18 protein-coding genes are annotated in these 21,570 nt (G+C 64.2%); 11 read left to right on the forward strand and 7 right to left on the reverse strand.

What is annotated here, in order from left to right; all coding sequences use genetic code 11:
- Positions 1-13: 13 nt before the first annotated feature.
- Positions 14-661: a TetR/AcrR family transcriptional regulator gene (locus MB901379_RS23495; RefSeq protein WP_158018779.1), complete on the forward strand. Its 648-nt coding sequence runs from the start codon at positions 14-16 to the stop codon at positions 659-661.
- A gap of 31 nt (positions 662-692) precedes the next feature.
- Complete coding sequence (gene dinB, locus MB901379_RS23500; protein ID WP_158018780.1) at positions 693-1,901, forward strand: DNA polymerase IV; 1,209 nt, start codon at positions 693-695, stop codon at positions 1,899-1,901.
- Here the strand turns inward: dinB and MB901379_RS23505 are convergent.
- Positions 1,890-2,897 (reverse strand): PHP domain-containing protein, encoded by a 1,008-nt coding sequence (locus tag MB901379_RS23505; protein ID WP_158018781.1) that lies wholly within the window; start codon positions 2,895-2,897, stop codon positions 1,890-1,892. The two genes, dinB and MB901379_RS23505, sit on opposite strands and share 12 nt — an antisense overlap.
- A 10-nt stretch (positions 2,898-2,907) precedes the next feature.
- Positions 2,908-3,339, reverse strand: coding sequence for a hypothetical protein (locus tag MB901379_RS23510; protein ID WP_158018782.1), 432 nt, complete (start codon positions 3,337-3,339; stop codon positions 2,908-2,910).
- Between the two features lie 51 nt (positions 3,340-3,390).
- On the opposite strand from MB901379_RS23510, the gene MB901379_RS23515 reads away from it, so the two are divergent.
- On the forward strand, positions 3,391-4,242 hold the full coding sequence (locus tag MB901379_RS23515) for an LLM class F420-dependent oxidoreductase (RefSeq protein WP_158018783.1): 852 nt from the start codon (positions 3,391-3,393) through the stop codon (positions 4,240-4,242).
- Between the two features lie 102 nt (positions 4,243-4,344).
- Here MB901379_RS23515 and MB901379_RS23520 read toward each other — a convergent pair whose 3' ends face one another.
- From MB901379_RS23520 to gltB, 3 genes are all read right to left on the reverse strand, one after another.
- Entirely contained in the window at positions 4,345-4,485 is a 141-nt protein-coding gene (locus MB901379_RS23520; RefSeq protein WP_158018784.1) for a hypothetical protein, read from the reverse strand.
- 153 nt (positions 4,486-4,638) lie between these two features.
- On the reverse strand, positions 4,639-6,105 hold the full coding sequence (locus tag MB901379_RS23525; RefSeq protein ID WP_158018785.1) for a glutamate synthase subunit beta: 1,467 nt from the start codon (positions 6,103-6,105) through the stop codon (positions 4,639-4,641).
- Positions 6,098-10,702 carry a glutamate synthase large subunit gene (gene gltB, locus MB901379_RS23530; RefSeq protein WP_158018786.1) on the reverse strand — a complete coding sequence of 1,535 codons (4,605 nt, stop codon included), beginning with the start codon at positions 10,700-10,702 and terminating at the stop codon, positions 6,098-6,100. The genes MB901379_RS23525 and gltB overlap by 8 nt, the downstream gene beginning before the upstream one ends.
- Positions 10,703-11,503: 801 nt before the next feature.
- On the opposite strand from gltB, the gene MB901379_RS23535 reads away from it, so the two are divergent.
- Positions 11,504-12,865: a MinD/ParA family ATP-binding protein gene (locus MB901379_RS23535; RefSeq protein WP_408632322.1), complete on the forward strand. Its 1,362-nt coding sequence runs from the start codon at positions 11,504-11,506 to the stop codon at positions 12,863-12,865.
- Positions 12,866-12,989: 124 nt separating this feature from the next.
- Here the strand turns inward: MB901379_RS23535 and sigI are convergent, their stop codons facing one another.
- Complete coding sequence (gene sigI / locus MB901379_RS23540) at positions 12,990-13,907, reverse strand: RNA polymerase sigma factor SigI (protein WP_158018788.1); 918 nt, start codon at positions 13,905-13,907, stop codon at positions 12,990-12,992.
- Positions 13,908-14,123: 216 nt separating this feature from the next.
- On the opposite strand from sigI, the gene MB901379_RS23545 reads away from it, so the two are divergent.
- Positions 14,124-14,570: a nitroreductase/quinone reductase family protein gene (locus MB901379_RS23545; RefSeq protein WP_158018789.1), complete on the forward strand. Its 447-nt coding sequence runs from the start codon at positions 14,124-14,126 to the stop codon at positions 14,568-14,570.
- A gap of 125 nt (positions 14,571-14,695) precedes the next feature.
- Here the strand turns inward: MB901379_RS23545 and MB901379_RS23550 are convergent, their stop codons facing one another.
- Positions 14,696-14,983: a WhiB family transcriptional regulator gene (locus MB901379_RS23550; protein WP_232021948.1), complete on the reverse strand. Its 288-nt coding sequence runs from the start codon at positions 14,981-14,983 to the stop codon at positions 14,696-14,698.
- Between the two features lie 449 nt (positions 14,984-15,432).
- Here MB901379_RS23550 and espM point away from each other — a divergent pair, with 449 nt between their 5' ends.
- The 6 genes from espM to eccA all read left to right on the forward strand — a co-directional run bounded on the left by espM (position 15,433) and on the right by eccA (position 21,567).
- On the forward strand, positions 15,433-16,506 hold the full coding sequence (gene espM, locus MB901379_RS23555) for an ESX-1 type VII secretion system transcriptional regulator EspM (RefSeq protein ID WP_197717907.1): 1,074 nt from the start codon (positions 15,433-15,435) through the stop codon (positions 16,504-16,506).
- A gap of 234 nt (positions 16,507-16,740) precedes the next feature.
- A complete protein-coding gene (locus tag MB901379_RS23560) occupies positions 16,741-17,994 on the forward strand; it encodes an EspA/EspE family type VII secretion system effector (protein WP_158018792.1) in 1,254 nt (417 codons plus the stop codon).
- A 100-nt stretch (positions 17,995-18,094) separates the two neighbouring features.
- Positions 18,095-18,406, forward strand: a complete 312-nt coding sequence (locus MB901379_RS23565; RefSeq protein WP_158018793.1) for an ESX-1 secretion-associated protein — start codon at positions 18,095-18,097, stop codon at positions 18,404-18,406.
- Between the two features lies 1 nt (position 18,407).
- Positions 18,408-19,259, forward strand: coding sequence for an ESX secretion-associated protein EspG (locus MB901379_RS23570; protein ID WP_158018794.1), 852 nt, complete (start codon positions 18,408-18,410; stop codon positions 19,257-19,259).
- 40 nt (positions 19,260-19,299) lie between these two features.
- Positions 19,300-19,842 carry a DUF2694 domain-containing protein gene (locus MB901379_RS23575; protein ID WP_158018795.1) on the forward strand — a complete coding sequence of 181 codons (543 nt, stop codon included), beginning with the start codon at positions 19,300-19,302 and terminating at the stop codon, positions 19,840-19,842.
- A gap of 3 nt (positions 19,843-19,845) precedes the next feature.
- A complete protein-coding gene (gene eccA / locus MB901379_RS23580) occupies positions 19,846-21,567 on the forward strand; it encodes a type VII secretion AAA-ATPase EccA (RefSeq protein WP_158018796.1) in 1,722 nt (573 codons plus the stop codon).
- Positions 21,568-21,570 lie beyond the last annotated feature (3 nt).

Consider the following 21,570-nt stretch of genomic DNA (forward strand, 5'->3'; position numbering starts at 1 on the left):
GTAAGATGGCGTGGTGACCATTTCCACCGCCAATGAGACGGCGTCGCACCGGGGCCGGCGCAGCGCGCGACCGTCCGGCGATGAGCGGGAACTCGCGATTCTCAATACCGCCGAGAAACTGCTGGAGGACCGGCCGCTGGCGGACATCTCGGTCGACGACCTGGCCAAGGGCGCGGGTATCTCGCGACCGACGTTCTACTTCTATTTCCCGTCCAAGGAAGCCGTGCTGCTGACCTTGCTGGACCGGGTTGTCAACGAGGCCGATTCGGCGCTGGAAAATCTTGCCCAGACCCCCGATGTCGACCGCGTCAAAATGTGGCGCACCGGAATCAACGTGTTCTTCGAGACCTTCGGAGCCCACCGCGCAGTGATCCAAGGGGGCCAGGGCGTCCGAGGGATCAGCGCCGAAGTCCGGGAGCTGTGGTCGACGTTCATGCAGAAGTGGATCGCCTACACCGCCGAAGTCATCGCGGCCGAACGCGAACGGGGGGCAGCACCGGACACCCTGCCGGCCGTGGAACTGGCCACCGCGCTCAACCTGATGAATGAGCGGACGCTGTCGGCCTCGCTTCTCGCCGAGGAGCCCTGCGTGCCCGAATCGCACGTGCTGGACACGCTGGTGCATGTCTGGGTCAGCAGCATCTACGGCGAGGCCCGCTAGCCGCCCGCTTGTCGCCCCGCCATGCGAACATATGTTCGTGCGGTGCGAGGCGACCATCCTGCACGCGGACCTGGATTCGTTCTACGCGTCCGTCGAGCAGCGTGACGACCCGGCCTTGCGGGGCAGGCCGGTCATTGTCGGCGGCGGAGTCGTTCTGGCGGCCAGCTACGAGGCCAAGGCCTACGGCGTGCGCACCGCGATGGGCGGGGCCCAGGCGCGTCGGTTGTGTCCGCACGCCGTGGTGGTGCCGCCGCGGATGAGCGCCTACACCCGGGCCAGCAATGCCGTGTTCGACATGTTTCACGACTGCACACCGATAGTGGAGCCGCTCTCGGTGGACGAGGCGTTTCTCGATGTCTCGGGGCTGTACCGGGTGTCCGGCACTCCCGTTCAGATCGCCGCGCGGCTACGCGCCGACGTGCGTGACCAGGTCGGCTTGCCCATCACGGTAGGCATCGCCCGGACAAAGTTTCTCGCTAAAGTCGCCAGCCAAGAAGCCAAACCGGATGGGTTGCTGCTGGTCCCACCGGACCGAGAGTTGGCCTTCCTGCGTCCACTGCCGGTGCGCAGATTGTGGGGTGTGGGCGCCAAGACCACCGACAAGCTGCACACCCACGGCATCTACACCGTCGCCGAAATCGCCAACCTCAGCGAGTCGATGCTGGCCTCGATGCTGGGTGGGGCGATGGGCCGCCGACTCTACGCACTATCCCGCAACATCGACCACCGCCGGGTGACGACCGGTGTGCGGCGTCGCTCGGTGGGCGCCCAGCGAGCGCTGGGACGCGCGGGCAACAGTATGTCGCCCACCGAGATCGACACGGTGGTGGTCGCCCTGATCGACCGGATCACCGGCCGGATGCGCGCCGCCGGACGAACCGGTCGCACCGTGGTGTTGCGGCTACGCTTCGACGACTTCACCCGTGCCACCCGCTCACACACGTTGCCGGGAGCGACTTCGGCCACCCAACCGATTCTGACCGCGGCCCGACAACTGGTCGCCTCGGTGGCGCCGCTGATCGCACAGCGAGGATTGACGCTAATCGGCATCGCCGTGTCCGGCGTCGCCCGCAACGCCGCCCAGCAGCTGATGCTGCCGTTCGACGAACGGGCGGCCAGACCAGACCTGCTTGACGACGCCGTGGATCGGATACGCCGCCGTTACGGCAACTCGGCGCTGACCCGCGCGGTGCTGGTTGGCCGTGACCCGGGACTGGAGATGCCGCGCCTACCGGACTGAAGCCCAGTCCAGCAGCGTGGCCGCCGACCAGGTGTTGACGATGCGATCCAACGGTACCGCCGCATCCAGCGCACGCTGGGCTCCGTAGCCCAGGAAGTCAAGTTGGCCCGGCGCGTGCGCGTCGGTGTCGATGCTGAAGACGCAACCGATGTCGCGCGCGAGATTCAGCAGGCGAGTCGGCGGGTCACGGCGCTCGGGGCGAGAGTTGATCTCCACCGCGGTGCCGTGGTCACGGCAGGCAGTAAACACCACCTCGGCGTCGAATGTGGATTCCGGCCGGATGCCGCGGTTGCCGGCGACCAGCCGGCCGGTGCAATGGCCGAGCACATCGACGTGGCCGTCGGAGACCGCGCGCACCATCCGCCGTGTCATCGCGGCCGAGTCCATCGAGAGCTTCGAGTGCACACTGGCCACCACGATGTCCAACCGGTCGAGCAGTTCGGGCTCCTGGTCGAGACTGCCATCGTCCAAGATGTCGACCTCGATGCCGGTCAGAATCCGCATCGGCGCGAACTGGTCACGCAGCGCGTCGATGACGTCGAGCTGCTTGCGCAACCGGTCCGGCGACAAGCCGTTGGCGATCGTCAGCCGCGGTGAATGGTCGGTCAACGCACAGTAGTCATGGCCCAACGCCGCCGCGGTCGCCATCATTTCTTCGATTGGCGCCGAGCCGTCTGACCAGTTGGAATGCAGGTGCAGATCCCCGCGCAGCGCGGCGCGAATTGGCCCGCCACCGAGATCCTCAGCTGCGGAACGTAATTCAACCAGCAAATCCGGTTCGCGACCGGACCACGCCTGGGCGATGACTTTGGCGGTTTTGGGTCCGATTCCCGGCAGTGATTGCCAGCTGTTGGCCTGGCCGTGCCGCTCCCGGGCAGCGTCGTCGAGCTTCTCGATGATGTCGGCGGCGTTGCGATACGCCATGACGCGTCTGGGATCATAGCGGCTTCGGTCCCTGTAATAGGCGATCTGCCGCAGCGCAATTACCGGATCCATAGCTCGCCGATTACATCAGTTGACCAACGATGAAACCGGCGAAAACCACTGCGAAGCCGCCAATCTCAGCGACGATGAGCACAGACATGAAAAGCCCGGTTCCCCGCACCGGCGGATCGAATTGGTTTTCGGTGTCCCGGCGCACGCCGTGCACGATGTAACCCGCGATCGCGGCCACGAAGAAGGCCACCACCGCCATTGCTGCGGCGAGATTGACCCAAGTCGGCCAGGCACTAAGTTCGACGAACACCGCGATCAACAGCGTTGCGAACGAGTAGAGCAGCGCCGCCCGATGTGCGATATCGACGTACACGTGCGCCCGGTGCTCGTCGGTAACCATGACCTGCCGGTACTTCCACACGCCCAAGATAAGGGCCAGAAGAAAGATGGCTCCGGCTGCGAGCAGGCAGATGTCGGTATCTATCCCGAGGGCGTGGTTCATGGTCGCCTCGAGTCTAGTTGCGCGCAGAATGGTGGGACTACCGTCAGGTTCATGCGCTTCGCCTTCAAAACTTCACCGCAAAACACCACTTGGGCACAGATGCTGGCGCTCTGGCGAGCCGCTGACGACATCGACGTCTACGACTCCGGGTGGACCTTCGACCATTTCTATCCGATCTTCAGCGACCCCACCGGTCCCTGCCTAGAGGGCTGGACGACGCTGACCGCACTGGCCCAGGCCACCACGAGGCTGCGGCTGGGCACGCTGGTCACCGGCATCCACTACCGCCATCCGGCCGTGCTGGCCAACATGGCCGCCGCCCTCGACATCATCTCTAACGGACGACTCGAGTTGGGAATCGGCGCCGGTTGGAATGAGGAGGAGTCCGGTGCCTACGGAATAGAGCTCGGCAGCGTCAAGGAACGCTTCGACCGGTTCGAGGAGGCGTGTGCGGTGTTGACCAGCCTGCTCAGCCAACAGACCACCAACTTCGACGGCACCTACTACCAACTCGAGGACGCCCGCAACGAGCCCAAGGGGCCGCAGCGTCCGCATCCACCGATCTGCATTGGCGGCAGCGGAGAAAAACGCACGTTGCGCATCACCGCCCGCTATGCCCAGCACTGGAACTTTGTCGGCGGGTCGGCCGAGGAGTTCGCCCGCAAGCGTGACGTGCTGGCGGCGCATTGCGCCGATATCGGTCGCGACCGGAATGAAATCAGGCTGTCGGCCCACCTGCTGTTGGGTGCGGACCGAAATTACGGGCAGGTCCTCGACAACGCCGCCGCGCTCGCGGCCGAAGGTCTGGACCTGGGAATCGTCTACATCAGTCCCCCGCATGACCCGGCCGTCCTGGAACCGTTGGCGGAGGCGATCCGCGAGTCCGGCCTACTTTCGGTCTGAGCACCCGGCTGGTTGGGTATCTCGGGATGCACTAGCCCTGATAACAACTTAATAAATCTGAGCAAACCTCTTGCTAGCCAAATTGGTGGATCATCACGCCCGCTAGACGGCGAACCGCAGCAGCTCTTCGGCGGTTACCAGGCGCTCGTGCTTAGCCGGAAACTCGTGGCTCTTGACCGGGTGACGGAACCACGACCAGGCGATTCGCCCCATCCGTGACCGCGGTATTGGGTTGCTACGCACAGTGGCACTCCCTGCGATTGGACAACTCAACTGGGACCCCACATGTGACGAATCCCACATCGGCCCATTAGACACCCGGCGCCTGGCAAACGACAAACGACGCGCCGAGCGATAACCGACGTGTTTCTGGCGTGACTGGTGTGACTGGTGTGGTTATTGAAGCGGTGCGGCGGTCGGCTTGATCGGGGCCGGAAGGGCGCTTGCCCCCATCAGATACCGATCCACACCCGCCGCTGCCGCCCGGCCTTCGGCAATCGCCCAAACTATCAACGACTGGCCACGACCCATGTCGCCAGCAACGAAAACGCCGGGGACCGAGGTCTCGAAGTCGTCGCTCCGGGCAACATTTCCGCGGTCGGTGAACTTCACTCCGAGGTCGGTAAGCAGACCCGGCTTCTCCGGACCGACGAATCCCATCGCCAGCAAAACCAGATCCGCCTCCAGCTCGAACTCAGAGCCATCGACCTTGACGAACTTGCCGTCCTGCATGGTCACTTCGTGCGCTTTAAGAGCGCGCACTCGGCCATCCTGACCGACAAACTCCTCGGTGTTCACCGAGAACACCCGCTCGCCACCTTCTTCATGCGCCGCCGACACCCGATACACGAGCGGGTAGGTCGGCCACGGTGTCGATGGCGCTCGAGTGTCCGGCGGGCGCGGCATGATCTCGAACTGGTGAATGTTCACCGCACCCTGCCGATGCGCTGTGCCCAGGCAGTCGGCCCCGGTGTCGCCACCGCCGATGATGACCACCTTCTTGTCCTTAGCGGTGATCGGTGGCTCTCCGTCAGGACCGACGACATCGTCGCCCTCCTGCACCCGGTTGGCCCACGGTAGGTATTCCATCGCCTGATGGATGCCATCCAGATCCCGGCCGGGAATCGGTAGGTCGCGCCAAGCGGTGGCGCCGCCGGCAAGGACCACGGCATCAAAATCGGCACGCAGCTGCTCGACGGTGAGATCGACACCGACGTTGACTCCGGCCCGGAATTGGGTGCCCTCGGCCCGCATCTGCTCCAACCGCCGATCCAGGACACGCTTTTCCATCTTGAACTCTGGAATGCCGTACCGCAGTAGACCACCGATGCGGTCGTCGCGCTCGAAGACGGTGACCTTGTGCCCCGCGCGGGTAAGTTGCTGTGCCGCTGCCAGACCGGCCGGGCCGGAACCCACAACGGCAACCGCCTTTCCGGTCAACCGCTGCGGCGGCAGTGGCTTTACCCAATCTTGGTCGAAAGCCTTGTCGATGATCTCCAGCTCGATCTGCTTGATCGTCACCGGGTCCTGATTGATCCCGAGCACACACGCCGGCTCGCAGGGCGCCGGGCATAACCTTCCGGTGAAGTCGGGGAAGTTGTTGGTGGCGTGCAGCCGCTCGATCGCGTCGCGCCAACGGTCCCTGCGGACCAGGTCGTTCCATTCCGGAATCAGGTTGCCCAACGGGCATCCGTTGTGACAGAACGGAATACCGCAATCCATGCAGCGGGTCGCCTGCTCACGCAGGGTCTCGTTGTCGAACTCCTCATAGACCTCATTCCAGTCGCGCAGACGCAACGGAACAGGCCGACGGTTCGGCAATTCCCGGTGTGTGTATTTCAGGAAGCCGGTCGGGTCAGCCATGCGCAGCCGCCATGATCGCCTTGTCGACTTCGACGCCATCGCGTTCGGCTTCGGCAATCGCTTGCAGAACCCGCTTGTAGTCGCGCGGCATCACCTTCACGAAGTGCCGCTGCTGCTGTGTCCAGTCGGCCAGGATGCGCTGGCCGACAGCGGAATCGGTGGCGTCGACATGGGCCTGAACTATGCCGTGCAGGAAGTCAGCGTCATCCTCCTCCAGCGTCTCGACATCCACCATTTCGGTGTTGAGGTTGTCCGGCAGTCGACCGTCGGGGTCGTACACATAGGCGATACCGCCCGACATGCCGGCGGCGAAGTTACGGCCGGTCCGCCCCAGGATGACCACCCGGCCGCCGGTCATGTACTCGCAGCCATGATCGCCCACTCCCTCGACCACGGCGTGCGCTCCGGAATTGCGGACCGCGAATCTTTCGCCGACCACGCCGCGCAGGAAGACCTCGCCGTTGGTAGCGCCGAAGAGAATTACGTTGCCTCCGATGATGTTGTCTTCAGCGACATAGTCCGGCGGAGCATTGTCCGCCGGGCGCACCACAATCCGGCCGCCGGACAGTCCCTTGCCAACGTAATCGTTTGCGTCGCCGTAGATACGCAGCGTAATCCCCTTAGGCACAAAAGCACCGAAACTATTGCCAGCCGAACCATCGAATGTTATGTCGATGGTTCCATCCGGTAGTCCTTGTCCGCCATAGGCTTTCGTCACTTCGTGGCCCAGCATGGTGCCCACCGTACGGTTGACGTTGCTGATCGCCGTCGAGAAGCGGACCGGTTTCCCGGAATCCAGGGCCTCTCTACTCATCACGATCAGCTGCTGGTCCAGCGCCTTATCCAGGCCATGATCCTGCCGGGAACTGCAATACAGGTCTTGGTTCATGAACGCGGACTCCGGCTCGTGGAGCACCGGCGCCAGATCCAGCCGGTGCGCCTTCCAGTGCGCACGGGCCAGTGTGGTGTCCAGCGTACCCGCTTGCCCGACAGCCTCATTGACCGTGCGGAAGCCCAACTGCGCCATGTATTCCCGAACTTCTTCAGCGATGAACATAAAGAAGTTCTCCACGAACTCCGGTTTGCCGTTGAACCGTTCCCTCAGCACCGGGTTCTGCGTGGCCACGCCGACCGGGCAGGTATCCAGATGGCACACCCGCATCATGATGCAGCCAACTACCACCAGCGGGGCGGTGGCGAATCCGAATTCCTCGGCGCCCAGCAGGGCGGCGATCATAACGTCACGGCCGGTCTTGAGCTGGCCATCCACCTGGACCACGATCCGGTCCCGCAAACCGTTGAGCAACAACGTCTGCTGGGTCTCGGCCAAGCCCAGTTCCCACGGTGCGCCTGCGTGCTTCATCGAGGTCAGCGGGGTGGCGCCGGTGCCGCCGTCGTGACCGGAAATGAGCACCACATCGGCGTGTGCCTTGGAAACCCCGGCCGCAACCGTTCCTACCCCATTCTCCGAAACCAGCTTGACATGCACTCGCGCCGACGGGTTGGCGTTCTTCAAGTCGTGAATCAGTTGCGCCAAATCCTCAATGGAGTAAATGTCGTGGTGCGGAGGGGGGGAGATCAAGCCGACACCGGGTGTGGAATGCCGCACCTCGGCGACCCAGGGGTACACCTTATGCCCCGGAAGTTGGCCGCCTTCACCGGGTTTGGCACCCTGGGCCATCTTGATCTGGATGTCGGTGCAGTTAGTCAGATAGTGCGACGTAACCCCGAACCGTCCGGAGGCAACCTGCTTGATCGCGCTGCGGCGCCAATCGCCGTTGTCATCGGGGTCGAAACGCAGCACATTTTCGCCGCCTTCACCGCTGTTTGATCGCGCGCCCATCCGGTTCATCGCGATGGCCAGCGTCTCGTGCGCCTCCGCGGAGATCGAACCGTAGCTCATCGCCCCCGTCGAGAAACGCTTGACGATTTCGCTGGCGGGCTCGACTTCGTCCAGCGACACCGGAGGCCGCACATCCGAGCGGAACTTGAGCAGGCCACGCAATGACGCCATCCGCTCGCTCTGGTCGTCGACCAGACGGGTGTATTCCTTGAAGATCTTGTACTGGCCGGTGCGGGTAGCGTGCTGCAACTTGAAAACCGTTGCGGGATTGAAGAGGTGATACTCACCCTCCCGGCGCCATTGGTACTCACCGCCCACTTCGAGTTCGCGATGCGCGCGTTCATCGGGCCGGTCCAGATAGGCCAGCGCGTGTCGGGCCGCGACGTCGGCGGCGATGTCGTCCAATGTGATGCCGCCGGTCGGGCAGGTCAACCCGGTGAAGTATTCGTTGAGCACTTCCTCGGAGATGCCGACGGCCTGGAACAGTTGCGCACCGGTGTAGGACGCCAGCGTCGAGATGCCCATTTTGGACATCACTTTCAGCACGCCCTTGCCCGCGGCCTTGACGTAGTTGCTGAGCGCCTTGTCGCGATCCAGCCCGTCCGGGGAGCCGTCGAACACCCCGCGGTCGAGCATGTCTTCGATCGACTCGAACACCAGGTACGGGTTGATCGCGGCCGCGCCGCAACCCAACAGCATCGCCATGTGGTGAACCTCGCGGGCATCACCGGATTCGACGACCAGACCCACCTTGGTCCGGGTCCGTTCACGCACCAGGTGATGGTGCACCCCCGCGACAGCCAGCAACGACGGTATGGGCGCCAGCTGTTCGTTGGATTCGCGGTCTGACAACACGATGATCCGCGCACCGTCGGCGATCGCCGCGGACGCCTGGGCGCGCACCTCGGCGAGCGCGGCCGCCAGCCCGCTGCCGCCCTCAGCGACCGGATACAGGCAACGAATCACCTTGGACCGCATGCCGTGCGGCCGTCCGTTGATTTCCGTATCGGGGTCAAGGTTGATCAGTTTGGCCAGCTCGGAATTACGCAGAATGGGTTGCGGCAGTTGGATCTGGTGGCAGGAGTACTCATCCGGGTTGAGCAGGTCCCGCTCTCCGCCGGTGGTGCCTTGCAGGCTGGTCACCACCTCCTCGCGGATGGCGTCCAGCGGCGGGTTGGTCACTTGGGCGAACAACTGGTGGAAGTAGTCGTACAACATCCGGGGACGGCGGGAGAGCACCGCGATTGGCGTATCGGTACCCATCGACCCGATCGGCTCCGCACCGGCGCGGACCATCGGTGCTACCAATAGGTTGAGTTCCTCGTAGGTGTAGCCGAAAGCTAGTTGCCGCAACACGACCCGGTCATGGGGCATCCGCGGATATTCACCGGCCGGCAGGTCCTCCAGCGGAATCAGGTTCCTGTCGAGCCACTCCTGATAGGGGTGCTCGGCGGCCAGCTCGGCTTTGATCTCCTCGTCGTCGACGATGCGGCCCTGTGCGGTGTCCACCAGGAACATGCGGCCCGGTTGCAAGCGCATGCGGCGGACCACCGTTGACGGGTCGAGGTCCAGCACCCCGGCCTCGGAGGCCATCACGACCAGCCCGTCTTTGGTGACCCAGATCCGCGAGGGGCGCAGTCCGTTGCGGTCCAGCACCGCGCCCACGATCGTGCCGTCGGTGAACGTCATGGACGCCGGACCGTCCCACGGTTCCATCAACGAGGCGTGGTACTGGTAGAACGCCCGTCGCGCGGGATCCATGCTTTCGTGGCGTTCCCACGCCTCCGGGATCATCATCAGCACCGAGTGGGCCAGGCTGCGCCCGCCCAGGTGCAGCAACTCGAGTGCCTCGTCGAACCGCGCGGTGTCCGAGGCACCCGGGGTGCAGATGGGAAACAGCTTCTCGACGCTTTTTGGGCCTTCTTCCGGTCCGAAGACGTCGGTCTTAATCAAGGCCTCGCGGGCCCGCATCCAGTTCTCGTTGCCAGTAACGGTGTTGATCTCGCCGTTGTGGGCAATGCGCCGGAATGGATGTGCCAGCGGCCAGGAGGGGAAGGTGTTGGTGGAGAACCGCGAGTGCACGATACCCAGGGCACTGGTCAACCGTTCGTCCTGCAGATCCAGGTAGAACGCCTTGAGCTGCGGGGTGGTCAGCATGCCCTTATAGACGAACGTCCGACCGGACAGACTCGGGAAGTACACGGTCTCGCGGCCGGGGCCATCCTGACCCGGTCCTTTGGTGCCGAGTTCGTGCTCGGCGCGCTTGCGAACCACATAGGCGCGCCGCTCCAGTGCCATGCCGGAGGCACCCGTCATGAACACCTGACGGAAGGTGGGCATCGCGTCGCGGGACAATGCACCCAGCGATGAGTCATCGGTGGGCACCTTCCGCCAGCCGAGCACCTGCAAACCTTCGGCTTCGGCGATCTTCTCCACCGCCGCGCAGGCCGCCGCGGCGTCTTTGGACGATTGTGGCAAGAACGCTATGCCAGTGGCATAGCTACCCGGGGCGGGCAACTCGAAGTCGACGACCTCCCGCAGGAATGCATCCGGGACCTGGATCAGGATGCCGGCCCCGTCGCCGCTACGCGGCTCGGCGCCAGCAGCGCCGCGATGTTCCAGGTTGAGCAACGCGGTGATCGCCTTGTCGACAATGTCGCGGCTGCGGCGACCGTGCATGTCCACGACCATGGCGACCCCACACGAGTCGTGTTCGAATGCGGGGTTGTATAGCCCGACGCGCCTGGGCGTCATACCCACCTAACCCTTCAGCAGAATTTTCTGCGCGGCCTCACCAGCGGCTCCGACGGTGCCCCGCCTGAAGTTGCGGGCGATGACCCCGTCGGTCTTGTCGATAGGCTGTCCGCCAAGCGGAATGATGCGGCCATGGATTCGTCCGTGCAGCGCTGAACGGTGCCCCTCTAACCGATCTCGACAAGTGATAAAACGATATGACAAAACCCGCCTGACATGCCAACTTACTAATGGTAACCCCCCGGCGGTCATGTCGTGCGGACAGCGCAAACCGGTGGTCGAACGCCTCGCTCACGTGCTGTTTTCCTGCCGGAAATCCGGGCCGCGGATGCCGGTCACGGCATCGAGAACAGCCACAGTAACTACTTAGACTTATTTGCCGTCTGGATACTCGAGCGCATCGACCAGTGCCTCGAATCACTTCGCACAGCCGTCACTTCGGCAACAAGATCCACGATAAGGCGTGGCAGCAATGCTGGGCAGGCCACCTGATTTCGGCGCCGCACCGATACCGCGGCGCCATCGGCGGCGCCCAGCTAGGGTCCATCGAAGTTTGCACAATACTAATAGGAGTCTAAAACCTGCCTCAGCAGCGGCCGGCTAGGCGCAAACCGGTCCATTCCGACCCTCCTGAAACACCATTGGCCCACACAGGGACGCCGCGTCCGCCGGGACGCCCTGAAGGCAACCGACCTGGCCGGGCGGCCCATGATCGATGCTTGGACGGATACTGGTCGGTGTCCGGCGGTGACCATCGCATTCGACCTTCCTAATCGACCTTCCTAATCGCCCGAGGAGCCCATGAACGAGCGCGAGGAATTTCTGCGAGACCGCGTGCGGCCAGACCCGCCCGGCGTTCCCGCCCCCCGTCGGCCTGCGGGCGCGCAGCGGACCGCCACGGGCGTCTCGCGTCCTCCGGTAGCGCCGGCTCACCAATCCCGGCCGGCGCCCGCGCCGCCCTCTACCCCTCGGCCTTCACCCCCGCCCGCGCGGCCGGCCGGCCCCGGCACACCGCCGCCGGCGCCGCCTTCGCCCGCAACTTCGTTCGCAACTTCCCAATGCCAACCGGCCGCCCCCCCACGCCAACCCGCACCTCCCCCCACCCCGGTGGCGCCACCATCTGACGCACCGCGCCCAGCGCGGCAAGGCGTTGCTCCTCAACAACCACCAGCGGACGTTTCGCCCGCGAATCCTTGGCCCAAGCCCGCGCCGGCGCACCCGCCCGGGGGGCATGCAGCGCTCGATCGAGGCTGGCGACGGATCGTTCGGGTGGCGTCTTTTGGCCTGGTCAAACCCAGTCCATCGGCCGCGCAGCGACAGGCCGCCGAATTCGAAAACACCATCCGAACCGCGCTGCGCGGTACCCACAAGGTGGGTGTGCTGGGCAAGGGCGGGGTCGGCAAGACATCGGTGGCCGCCAGCGTGGGTTCCATCTTTGCCGAACTGCGGCAGCAAGATCGCGTGGTAGCAATCGACGCCGACACCGCCTTCGGCCGGCTGAGCAGCAGGATCGATCCGACAGCACGGGACTCCTTCGGGGAATTGACCGCCGACAAAAACTTGACGTCGTTCGCCGACGTGGTTGCCCGGTTGGGCCGCAACTCGGCCGGGCTGCACGTGCTGCCCGGTGAGGCCGCCGCGGGCGCGCGCCGCGTGCTCGATCCCGCGATCTATCGGGAGGCAGCGCTGCGGCTGGACCGCCATTTCACCATCACGGTCATCGACTGTGGCTCGACCATGGACGCCGCAGTCACCCAGGAGGTATTGCGTGACCTCGACGCGCTGATCGTGGTGTCGTCGCCGTGGGCGGACGGGGCGTCTGCCGCCGCCAAGACAATGGAATGGCTCGCCGAGCGGAAGCTCACAGATCTGCTGCGGCGCAGCATCGTGGTGCTCAACGATTCCGATGGGCATTCCGACCAGCGCACCCGCTCGCTGCTCGCCCGCGAATTCCTCGACCATGGCCAACCGGTTGTCGAGGTGCCGTTCGATCCGCATCTGCGCCCAGGTGGCGTCATCGATGTCAGCCATGAAATGGCGCCGGCAACACGACTGAAGTTCCTGCAGGTCACGGCGACCGTCGCGGAGCATTTTGGCGCACGGCCCGCAGGTAGCGGCGACCGCGATGCCCCGGCCGATGCTGCGCACGCAACCCCGAGCTGAGTGGCTGAACCGCTCGGGCAATCAGACTGGGGCCCAGGGTGGTAATCCCGCGGTTGCCAGGTGCCAACCACGGTGAACTCGCGCGTGCGCACGCCGTGGCCTCCTGGCGGATGTGTCGCCGGGGTTAGGCCCGTTCACCCCGCTGGGGGTTCGGGCTGGGGCGCCGGCGACCGTCCGGGAAGACCCGCGCTAACGGATCGGCAGTGGCCTCGATCTTGTGGACCAGTTGGGCGTGGATGGTGAGCACGATGACGGCAAAAAGTCGGCGCCCGGCGAAGGCCAGCAGGACCGGCTGACCGACGGGAGCACTGACCAGAGTCACCCCCGGCCCCACATAGCGCAGCAGGTTGGCAGCCACATCGGTCGGCCCATGATTGACCTGTGGCGGCGGCGCGTGATCTGCGAGTATTGTCCCAACCCCCCAGACCGTCGGGTCCAGGACGGCGGTCAACCCGTCAATATCGCCGTTGGCGCATGCGGTGAGGAACTTCTCCGTGACGAGCCGGTGCTCAGCCGAGGTGACCTCGTTCAGCTTCGGTTGTGCGGTAGTGAATTTGGCGCGCGCGCGACGTGCTAGCTGACGACAGGTACCGGCCGGGCGGCCCACGGTCTGGGCGATCGCGTCGAACGGCACGCCGAACACGTCGTGCAGCACGAAGGCGACCCGTTCGCCCGGACTGAGCTTGCGTAGTACCTCCAACAACGCAGTCTGAATCTCCTCGTCGAGGGTTACTCGGTCCGCGGGTTCCCGATGGTGTGATGCATCCGGCACTTCCGGGCCGATGGCGGTCGCCTGCTCATGACGAGCCCGGGCGGAGCGCACCAGGTCGAGGCAGATCCGGCTGGTAACCACCGTCAGCCAGCCGCGAACATCGTCTATCTGGTCCGGCTGGGTGCGTGCCAAACGCAGAAATGCCTCTTGCGCCGCATCTTCGGCGTAACCGATATCCGCGGTTATCTGAAACCCGAGATTGATCAGATAAGGGCGGTGACGACGCCAGGCGTCATCGATTCGGCCGCCGGGTGGCTGCGAGTGGTTCATGAATCATCGACGATCCGCTGCCGGAAAAAGTTACTGGTGCCGACTGTAACTTTCCCGGCGGCCGGCCCGTCCTAGGTGTAGAGCTCATGACCAGTACCGGCACAGGAAGCCACACCACGACAACCACCGCAACGGAATACTCGCCGCCGCTGGCCCGAGCTGGGCCAGCTGCCCGGCACGACACCCGGATGGATCCCAACCGACATGGAGGCTGTTATGACAACCGCACGCCCACCGCGCTATCTCAAACCGATGAACAAGCTGATGATGGCGGTACAGAAGCTCGGGATACCGACCGGGCCCGCGATGGTGTTGACGGTGCCGGGCCGAAGGTCGGGGCGGCTACGCCGAACCCCGATGACACCGTTCAGCTACCAGGGCAGTCTTTATGTCGTGGCCGGCTATCCGGGGGCGGACTGGGCGGCCAATGCTCGAGCGGCGGGTACCGGGACGCTGTCCCGGGGGCGCCGGTCCCGGCAGGTCCGGATCGTCGAGTTGTCCACCGAGGAAGCTCGCCCGGTGCTGCGGGTCTTTCCGACCGCGGTACCGGTCGGGGTGGCGTTTGCGAAGCGCTCAAAAATGGTGCGTGACGGCACGGCCGATGAGTTCGAGGCGCTGGCCGGACAAGTCGCTGTCTTCAGGTTCGTGCCAATGGCGAGGTAGCAGCACCGTCCCGACGAACAGAAACAGCGCGAGAAATCTTTCGACTTCTCGCGCTGTGGCCGTGTCTGGCAACTCGCCACTACCTCGCCGCAGACCCCTCGAGCAGCGGCTGAGGTGGCGGCAAGCTACGCCGATCGGGCGATCACCCGCTCCCGCACGGGGTAACCATTGCGCTCGGCCAGGGAGCGCAATTGCCCCAGCGCAAACGCCCGCGCCCGGCCCGCTTCGGGGATGACCACGCCGGCCCAGAGGCCTTCGGCACCGGGCGACTCGACGGCCTCCCGAGCGCATGCCCACCGCCGTGGGCAAGCCCGGCACAGCGTCTTGGCCTCGTCGTCGGGAGTCGTCGTCCAACGGTCGGGGTTTTGCGTGCAAACGCCCAGCGGGACTTCGTACAGGGCTGTTGCGGTCATATTGTTGCGCTCCTCCATAAAAGCGTTGCAGGTTCGTAACCTCTGCCTGGGCAGAGTATAGGAGGAACCGTCGCAGTGCAACAGTTAGTGGTGGCGACCCCTGGCCGGGGCGCTACGACTTCGGGAGATGCGGCCCCACTGTAGCCATCAGAGCTGCAATGACCAGGGATTATCTCCTGTGAGTTGGCTGCGCCCCGGGTGCTCGACCGGGCGCCGAACCGCCGCACCCAACAAATAAACTGTTTCCACCTGCGACACTTCGGGGTAGGCTTAACCGTAGCGGTAGTCCGGTTCCGACCGGATTGAGCCCGCAACGAATCCGCCCTCGATTTCGTCCGCAAAACGTAGCGAAGGCATAGCATGAGAAGGGTGCAACGGTTAGGATGTTGGCCAGCGGAAAGCACGCCCTGCTGCCCACCCCCGGAGCCGCGAGCGAGGAATCGACTCAGATGCCTAACGCCGAATCGACGGTCGAACCAGGTCGGCCGGTCGCGCACAGCGACGGTTCGTCGCGCGCGACAGCGCTCAGGAACGCGGCCGCGTCCCTCGGCAGGGAATTCCAGACACATTTGCGGGCGGTATCCGATGATGGACGGTTGCGGCCCGCCGACAACACCCCGAGCGGTATGTTCGTCGGCGGACGACGCAAAGACTCTCTGACCGTCAGCGACAAGACCCTCGTCCGGTTCGGCGATCCCACTGGAGGCAAGGCGTTGACGTTCGAAGTCGCCAGGCCGACCAATTCGCCTGAACAGCAGCGTCGTGAGCAACCGTCGGCCGACCAGTCGGACGCGCAAACCAACGAACCCGATGCTGGCGTGGTCCGGGCCGGAGCTGCCGCGGCCGCGCGGCGTCGCGAACTCGACATCAGCCAGCGCAGCCTTGCCGCCGACGGGATCATCAACGCAGGCGCATTAATCGCCTTCGAAAAGGGGCGCAGCTGGCCGCGTGAGCGCACCCGCGCCAAACTCGAGGAAGTGCTGCAGTGGCCCGCCGGGACCATTGCACGCATCCGCCAGGGTGAACCGGTCGCTCATCCGGAGCCCCCCACCCCGGCGCCCGGAACCAGCCCGGAGGCTGCCCCAGCAGACGGCCCGGCCGCGTTGATCGCGCAAGCAGTTGCCGCTGCGGTAGATACGTGCAGCCTGGCCATCGCCGCATTGCCGCCGACCGACGATCCGGATTTCACCGAGCGGGCGGCGCCGATTCTTGCCGATTTACGCCAACTCGAACAGATTGCCGTTCAGGCGACTCGCATCAGTCGGATTACCCCCGAGCTGATCAAGGCGTTGGGCGCGGTGCGCCGTCATCACGACAAGTTGATGACCCTGGGAGCAACCGCGCCGGGCGCCACGCTAGCGCAACGCTTATATGCCGCGCGTCGGCGGGCGAACCTTTCCACTTCGGAAACCGCGCAAGCGGCCGGAGTGCCCGAAGAAGTGATCGTCCGCGCTGAAGCCGAAGAGGCTTTGCCCGCCGAAACGGTCGACGCTATTGAAGCGCTTATCCGCCAAATCAATTGAGGTTGTCGCCGAGTGTTGTCACACAATGAAGCACTCGGTTCGATTGTTCGGGGAACGTTCACGCCACCCCGATACATGCCTATGCGGTCTAATGCACCGTGCACGCGAAAATGCCGGTCGCACCGAAAAATTCGTGCATCTAGCCTCACCTCAGCGCTGCTAAGCTCAACATGCGGAACCAAGTTGCACACGAATAGGCAGTGCGCAAAACAGCGAGTGTAAGGAACCACGCAAATGGCGGGAAGCGATCTTTGCAAGACGACGAGTAACTTCATTTGGGGCCAGTTGCTCTTGCTCGGAGAAGGCCTCCCCGACCCAGGCGACATCTTCAACACCGGTTCGTCGCTCTTCAAGGGAATCGCCGACAAGATGGGGCTCGCCATTCCGGGCACCAACTGGATCGGCCAAGCCGCAGACGCATATTTGAACCAGAACATCGCTCAGCAACTTCGCGCGAAGGTGATGGGTGATCTCGACTATTTGACCGGCAACCTGATTTCGAATCAGGCCAAATACGTGTCGAACACGCGCGACGTCCTCAACGCGATGAAGAAGATGATCGATGGTGTCTACAAGGTTTGCAAAGGCCTTGAAAAGGTTCCGCTGCTCGGCCACCTGTGGTCGTGGCAGCTCGCAATACCCATGTCCGGTCTTGCGATGGCCGTCGTCGGCGGCGCGCTCCTTTACCTGACGATCATGACATTGATGAACATGACCAACCTGAAGGGCATTTTGGGCAGGCTGCTCGAAATGTTGACCACCCTGCCCAAGTTCCCGGGCCTGCCCATTCCAGACATCCCCGGCATCATCGACGACTTGTGGCCGCCCAAGCTGCCCGACATCCCCATCCCGGGCCTACCCGACCTGCCAGGCATTCCGGACTTCTCCTGGCCACCCAAGGTCGACATTCCCGATTGGAACCTGCCGATCCCGGGATTGCCTGGTTTCGAATTCCCGCCCGCCTCGGGCCTGCCCGGCATCGACTTTCCGTTCCCGGGCTTGCCCATCCCCGGGTTTCCCAGCTTGCCCGGGCTACCCACCATCCCGGACCTGTTCCCCGGTCTGCCCGGCCTGGGTGACTTGATCCCCGGTGTGGGCAATTTGGGCAGCCTGCCGACCTGGACGGACCTGGCCGCGTTGCCCGACTTTTTGGGCGGCGTCGCCGGGCTACCCAACCTGAGCTTCGCCAACCTCCTCGGCTTTGCCAATCTGCCCAACGTGAGTGCAGTGACGGCGACGATGGGCCAACTGCAACACCTCGTGGCCGCCGGCGGCGGGCCTACCGGACTGGGCAGCATGGCCGGCCAACAGGCCTCGATGATCTCGTCACAAGCTTCCCAAGGCGGTGGCGGACAGCAGGCCACGCTGGTGAGCGACACGAAGGAGGACGAGGAGGGTGCCGCCGCGGGCGCAGCCGATGCCGAGCGCGCACCCATCGACTCCGGATCCGGCGGCGGCCAGCAGGGCCAGCAAGGGACCGTCCTTTAAGCACCTCATCCGGCAAGGCTGCGCCCCTAGCCAGGCAAAGCCATAGCGAGCCAAAGCCATAGCGAGTAAAAAGTTAGACGTAGAGGAAAGGTCTACCCCAATGACAGGAATACTGGGCGTCGTACCGTCATTCTTGAAGGTACTGGCGGGCATACACAACGAGATTGTTGGTGAACTGAAATCCGCAACCAACGTCGTTAGCGGGATCAGCCAGCGGGTGATGATCACGCACGGTTCGTTCACCAACAAATTCAACGACACCCTCCAAGAGTTCGAGACCACCCGCAATAGCACAGGCACCGGTCTGCAGGGAGTTACAGGTGGGTTGGCGAATAATCTGCTTTCCGCGGCCAGCGCCTACCTCAGCTCTGACGAAGGCCTCGCCGGCATAATCGATAAGATCTTCGGCTGAGATGACCGGTCCGCTCGCTACCGGTCGCGCGGGCGTCGCCGACGATGTCGTCGGAGTCGAAGTGACCATCGACGGCATGTTGGTGATCGCTGACCGGTTGCACCTGGTTGATTTCCCTGTCGCACTTGGGATCCGACAAAACATCCCGCAGGAGGATCTGCGCGAGATCGTTTGGGACCAGGTACGGCGCGACCTCACCGGGCAGGGCGTGCTGGACCCCAACGGACAACCGCATCCGGCAGTTGCGTCCATGGTCGGCACGCTCTCCAGGCCGGACCGGACCCTGGAAGGGCGCTGGTGGCGCCGCGATGTCGGCGGCGAGATGGTGCGATTTGTGGTGTGCCGCAAGGACGATATCCACGTCATCGCGGCGCGCAACGACGACATGTTGGTGCTGCAGCTGGTGGCTCCCGGGGTTGGCCTAGCGAACATGGTGACAACCGTGCTGGGTAATGCGGAACCCGCCAACGTGGAACCGTTGACCGGCGTTGCAAGCGAACTTGCCGAGTGCACGAGTGCCGCGCAGTTGACAAGGTACGGCCTCGCGCCCACCATGGCCCGCATCTACACAGAGATTGTGACCAACCCGAACAGCTGGGTGGAGATTGTCGCCAGCCAACGCCACTCCGGCGGCACAACCACGCACACCAAAGCGGCCGTCGGTGTTCTCGACTCGCCACACGGCAGGATCGTTTCGCTTCCCCGCCAAGTTGGCGGCGAGCTCTACGGAAGCTTCCTTCCGGGAACACAGCAAAATCTCGAGCGCGCGCTGGAGAGCCTGCTCGAGCTGCTTCCCGCGGGCTCCTGGTTAGATCGCGCCTCGGATCAGGCCGGAGCCTCCGCCCGAGGCTGACTTTTCATTCGCAGCTACGAACTCAGAAAGGGACGCCACAGTGGACCTGCCCGGGAACGACTACAACGATGATCTCGGCGCCCTGGATTTCTCTGGCGGCGGTGCCGCCGACGAGTCCTCGCTGGACGCGTTGGACGACTACGCGCCGGAACACCAAGAGGACGCCGGGACCGACCTGGACGCCCTTCATGGGTTGACCGAGAAGGAAGAAGAACCCGACCTGGAGATGTTCACGGTGACCAACCCCCAAGGCACCGTGTCGGTTACGGCGATGATGGGTGGCATCATCCAGCAAATCACGGTCACGGACAAGGCGTCGAGCATGACCGAATCCGGACTCGCCGAAGAGATCTTCGTCATCGCGGACCTGGCCAGGCAGAAGGCGCGTGCGGCCCAGCACACACTTATGGTCGAGAGTATGAGCGAGGTGGCGGGCGACAATGAGCAAGACAACAATCTGCTGCGCGAGTTCGTCGGTATGACGCTGAACCTGCCGACACCGGAAGAGGCGGCCGCGGCCGAGGCCGAGGTGTTCGCCACCCGCTACGAGGTCGATTACACCTCTCGTTACAACGAACGGTAATAAATGACTGATCGTCTGGCTGGTCTGTTCGAGAGTGCCGTCGGCATGCTGCCGTTGTCGGAGGCACGGTCCATGGAGCTGTTCACCGAAATCACCAACTATGACGAGTCGGCGTGCGATGCGTGGATCGGCCGGGTCCGATGCGGCGACATCGATCGAGTGACTTTGTTCCGCGCCTGGTATTCGCGTAGAAACTTCGGACAATTGGCCGGATCGGCGCAGATCTCGATGAGCACCCTCAACGCCAGGGTCCCCATCGGGGGCCTGTACGGGGACATCACCTATCCGGTCACATCGCCCCTGGCCATCACCATGGGCTTCTCGTCATCCGAAGCGGCGCAGGGTAATTACGCCGACGCGATGGAAGCGATCGAGGCCAGCGCGGTCCAGGGCTCCGAACATCTGGTGTCGTGGATCAAGGCCGTGATATACGGTGCGGCCGAACGATGGACCGACGTGATCGACGAAGTCAAGGGCGCGGCGAAGTGGCCGGATAAGTTCCTGGCCGGCGCCGGCGGTGTCGCGCACGGCGTTGCGGCCGCCAAACTTGGGCTGTTTACCGAAGCCGAACGTCGGCTCACCGAAGCCAACGATTCGCCGGCCGGCGAAGCGTGCGCTCGCGCCATCGCGTGGTATCTGGCGATGGCACGCCGCGGACAGGGCAATGAAGACGCCGCGGTAGCCCTGCTGGAATGGCTGCAGACCACCCACCCGGACGCGAAAGTTTCCGCGGCTCTGAAGGATCCGTCCTATCGGCTCAAGACGACCACCGCTGAGCAGATAGCCTCCCGCTCGGACCCGTGGGATCCGGCCAGCGTCGTGACCGACAACTCCGGCCGCGAACAGCTGCTGGCCGAGGCTCAAGCGGAGTTGGACCGGCAAATCGGACTCACTCGGGTGAAAACCCAAATTGAGAGATATCGCGCCGCGACCATGATGGCGCGCGTTCGCGCTGCCAAGGGGATGAAGGTCGCACAACCGAGCAAGCACATGATCTTTACCGGCCCGCCGGGTACGGGCAAGACCACGATTGCGCGAGTGGTGGCCAATATCCTGGCCGGACTGGGGGTCATCTCCGAGCCCAAGCTCGTCGAGACCTCGCGCAAGGACTTTGTCGCGGAGTACGAGGGCCAGTCCGCGGTGAAGACCGCCAAGACGGTCGATCACGCCTTGGGTGGTGTGCTGTTCATCGACGAGGCCTACGCGCTGGTACAGGAACGCGATGGGCGCACCGATCCATTCGGGCAAGAAGCGATGGACACCCTGCTGGCCCGGATGGAAAACGACCGCGACCGGTTGGTGGTGATCATCGCCGGGTACAGCTCCGATATTGACCGGCTGCTAGAAACCAACGAGGGCCTGCGGTCGCGCTTTGCCACTCGCATCGAGTTCGACACCTATACCCCCGAGGAGCTCCTCGAGATCGCCAAAGTCATTGCCAACGGCAATGACTCGACCTTGAGCGTCGAAGCGGCAGACGAGTTCCTGCAAGCGGCGAAGATGCTGCACGACCGGGACCTGCGCGGTCGACCGGCCCTCGACATCGCCGGCAACGGCCGATACGCGCGACAATTAGTAGAGGCCTCCGAGCAGTACCGCGACATGCGGCTGGCGCAGGGCCTTGACATCGACGCCCTCGACGTAGACCGACTTCAAGAGATCAACGGCGCGGACATGGCCGAGGCGATCGCCACGGTGCATGCACACCTCAACATGAGAGAGTGAACC

This window comes from Mycobacterium basiliense (genome assembly GCF_900292015.1).
Lineage (GTDB): Bacteria > Actinomycetota > Actinomycetes > Mycobacteriales > Mycobacteriaceae > Mycobacterium > Mycobacterium basiliense.

Coding starts and splice junctions, on each gene's coding strand:
- MB901379_RS23565 (WP_158018793.1), top strand. CDS start 18,095: ATGACAGGAATACTGGGCGTCGTACCGTCATTCTTGAAGGTACTGGCG.
- sigI (WP_158018788.1), bottom strand. CDS start 13,907: ATGAACCACTCGCAGCCACCCGGCGGCCGAATCGATGACGCCTGGCGT.
- MB901379_RS23570 (WP_158018794.1), top strand. CDS start 18,408: ATGACCGGTCCGCTCGCTACCGGTCGCGCGGGCGTCGCCGACGATGTC.
- MB901379_RS23550 (WP_232021948.1), bottom strand. CDS start 14,983: ATGACCGCAACAGCCCTGTACGAAGTCCCGCTGGGCGTTTGCACGCAA.
- MB901379_RS23560 (WP_158018792.1), top strand. CDS start 16,741: ATGGCGGGAAGCGATCTTTGCAAGACGACGAGTAACTTCATTTGGGGC.
- MB901379_RS23545 (WP_158018789.1), top strand. CDS start 14,124: ATGACAACCGCACGCCCACCGCGCTATCTCAAACCGATGAACAAGCTG.
- eccA (WP_158018796.1), top strand. CDS start 19,846: ATGACTGATCGTCTGGCTGGTCTGTTCGAGAGTGCCGTCGGCATGCTG.
- MB901379_RS23505 (WP_158018781.1), bottom strand. CDS start 2,897: ATGGATCCGGTAATTGCGCTGCGGCAGATCGCCTATTACAGGGACCGA.
- dinB (WP_158018780.1), top strand. CDS start 693: ATGTTCGTGCGGTGCGAGGCGACCATCCTGCACGCGGACCTGGATTCG.
- espM (WP_197717907.1), top strand. CDS start 15,433: ATGCCTAACGCCGAATCGACGGTCGAACCAGGTCGGCCGGTCGCGCAC.
- gltB (WP_158018786.1), bottom strand. CDS start 10,702: ATGACGCCCAGGCGCGTCGGGCTATACAACCCCGCATTCGAACACGAC.
- MB901379_RS23525 (WP_158018785.1), bottom strand. CDS start 6,105: ATGGCTGACCCGACCGGCTTCCTGAAATACACACACCGGGAATTGCCG.
- MB901379_RS23515 (WP_158018783.1), top strand. CDS start 3,391: ATGCGCTTCGCCTTCAAAACTTCACCGCAAAACACCACTTGGGCACAG.
- MB901379_RS23535 (WP_408632322.1), top strand. CDS start 11,504: ATGAACGAGCGCGAGGAATTTCTGCGAGACCGCGTGCGGCCAGACCCG.
- MB901379_RS23510 (WP_158018782.1), bottom strand. CDS start 3,339: ATGAACCACGCCCTCGGGATAGATACCGACATCTGCCTGCTCGCAGCC.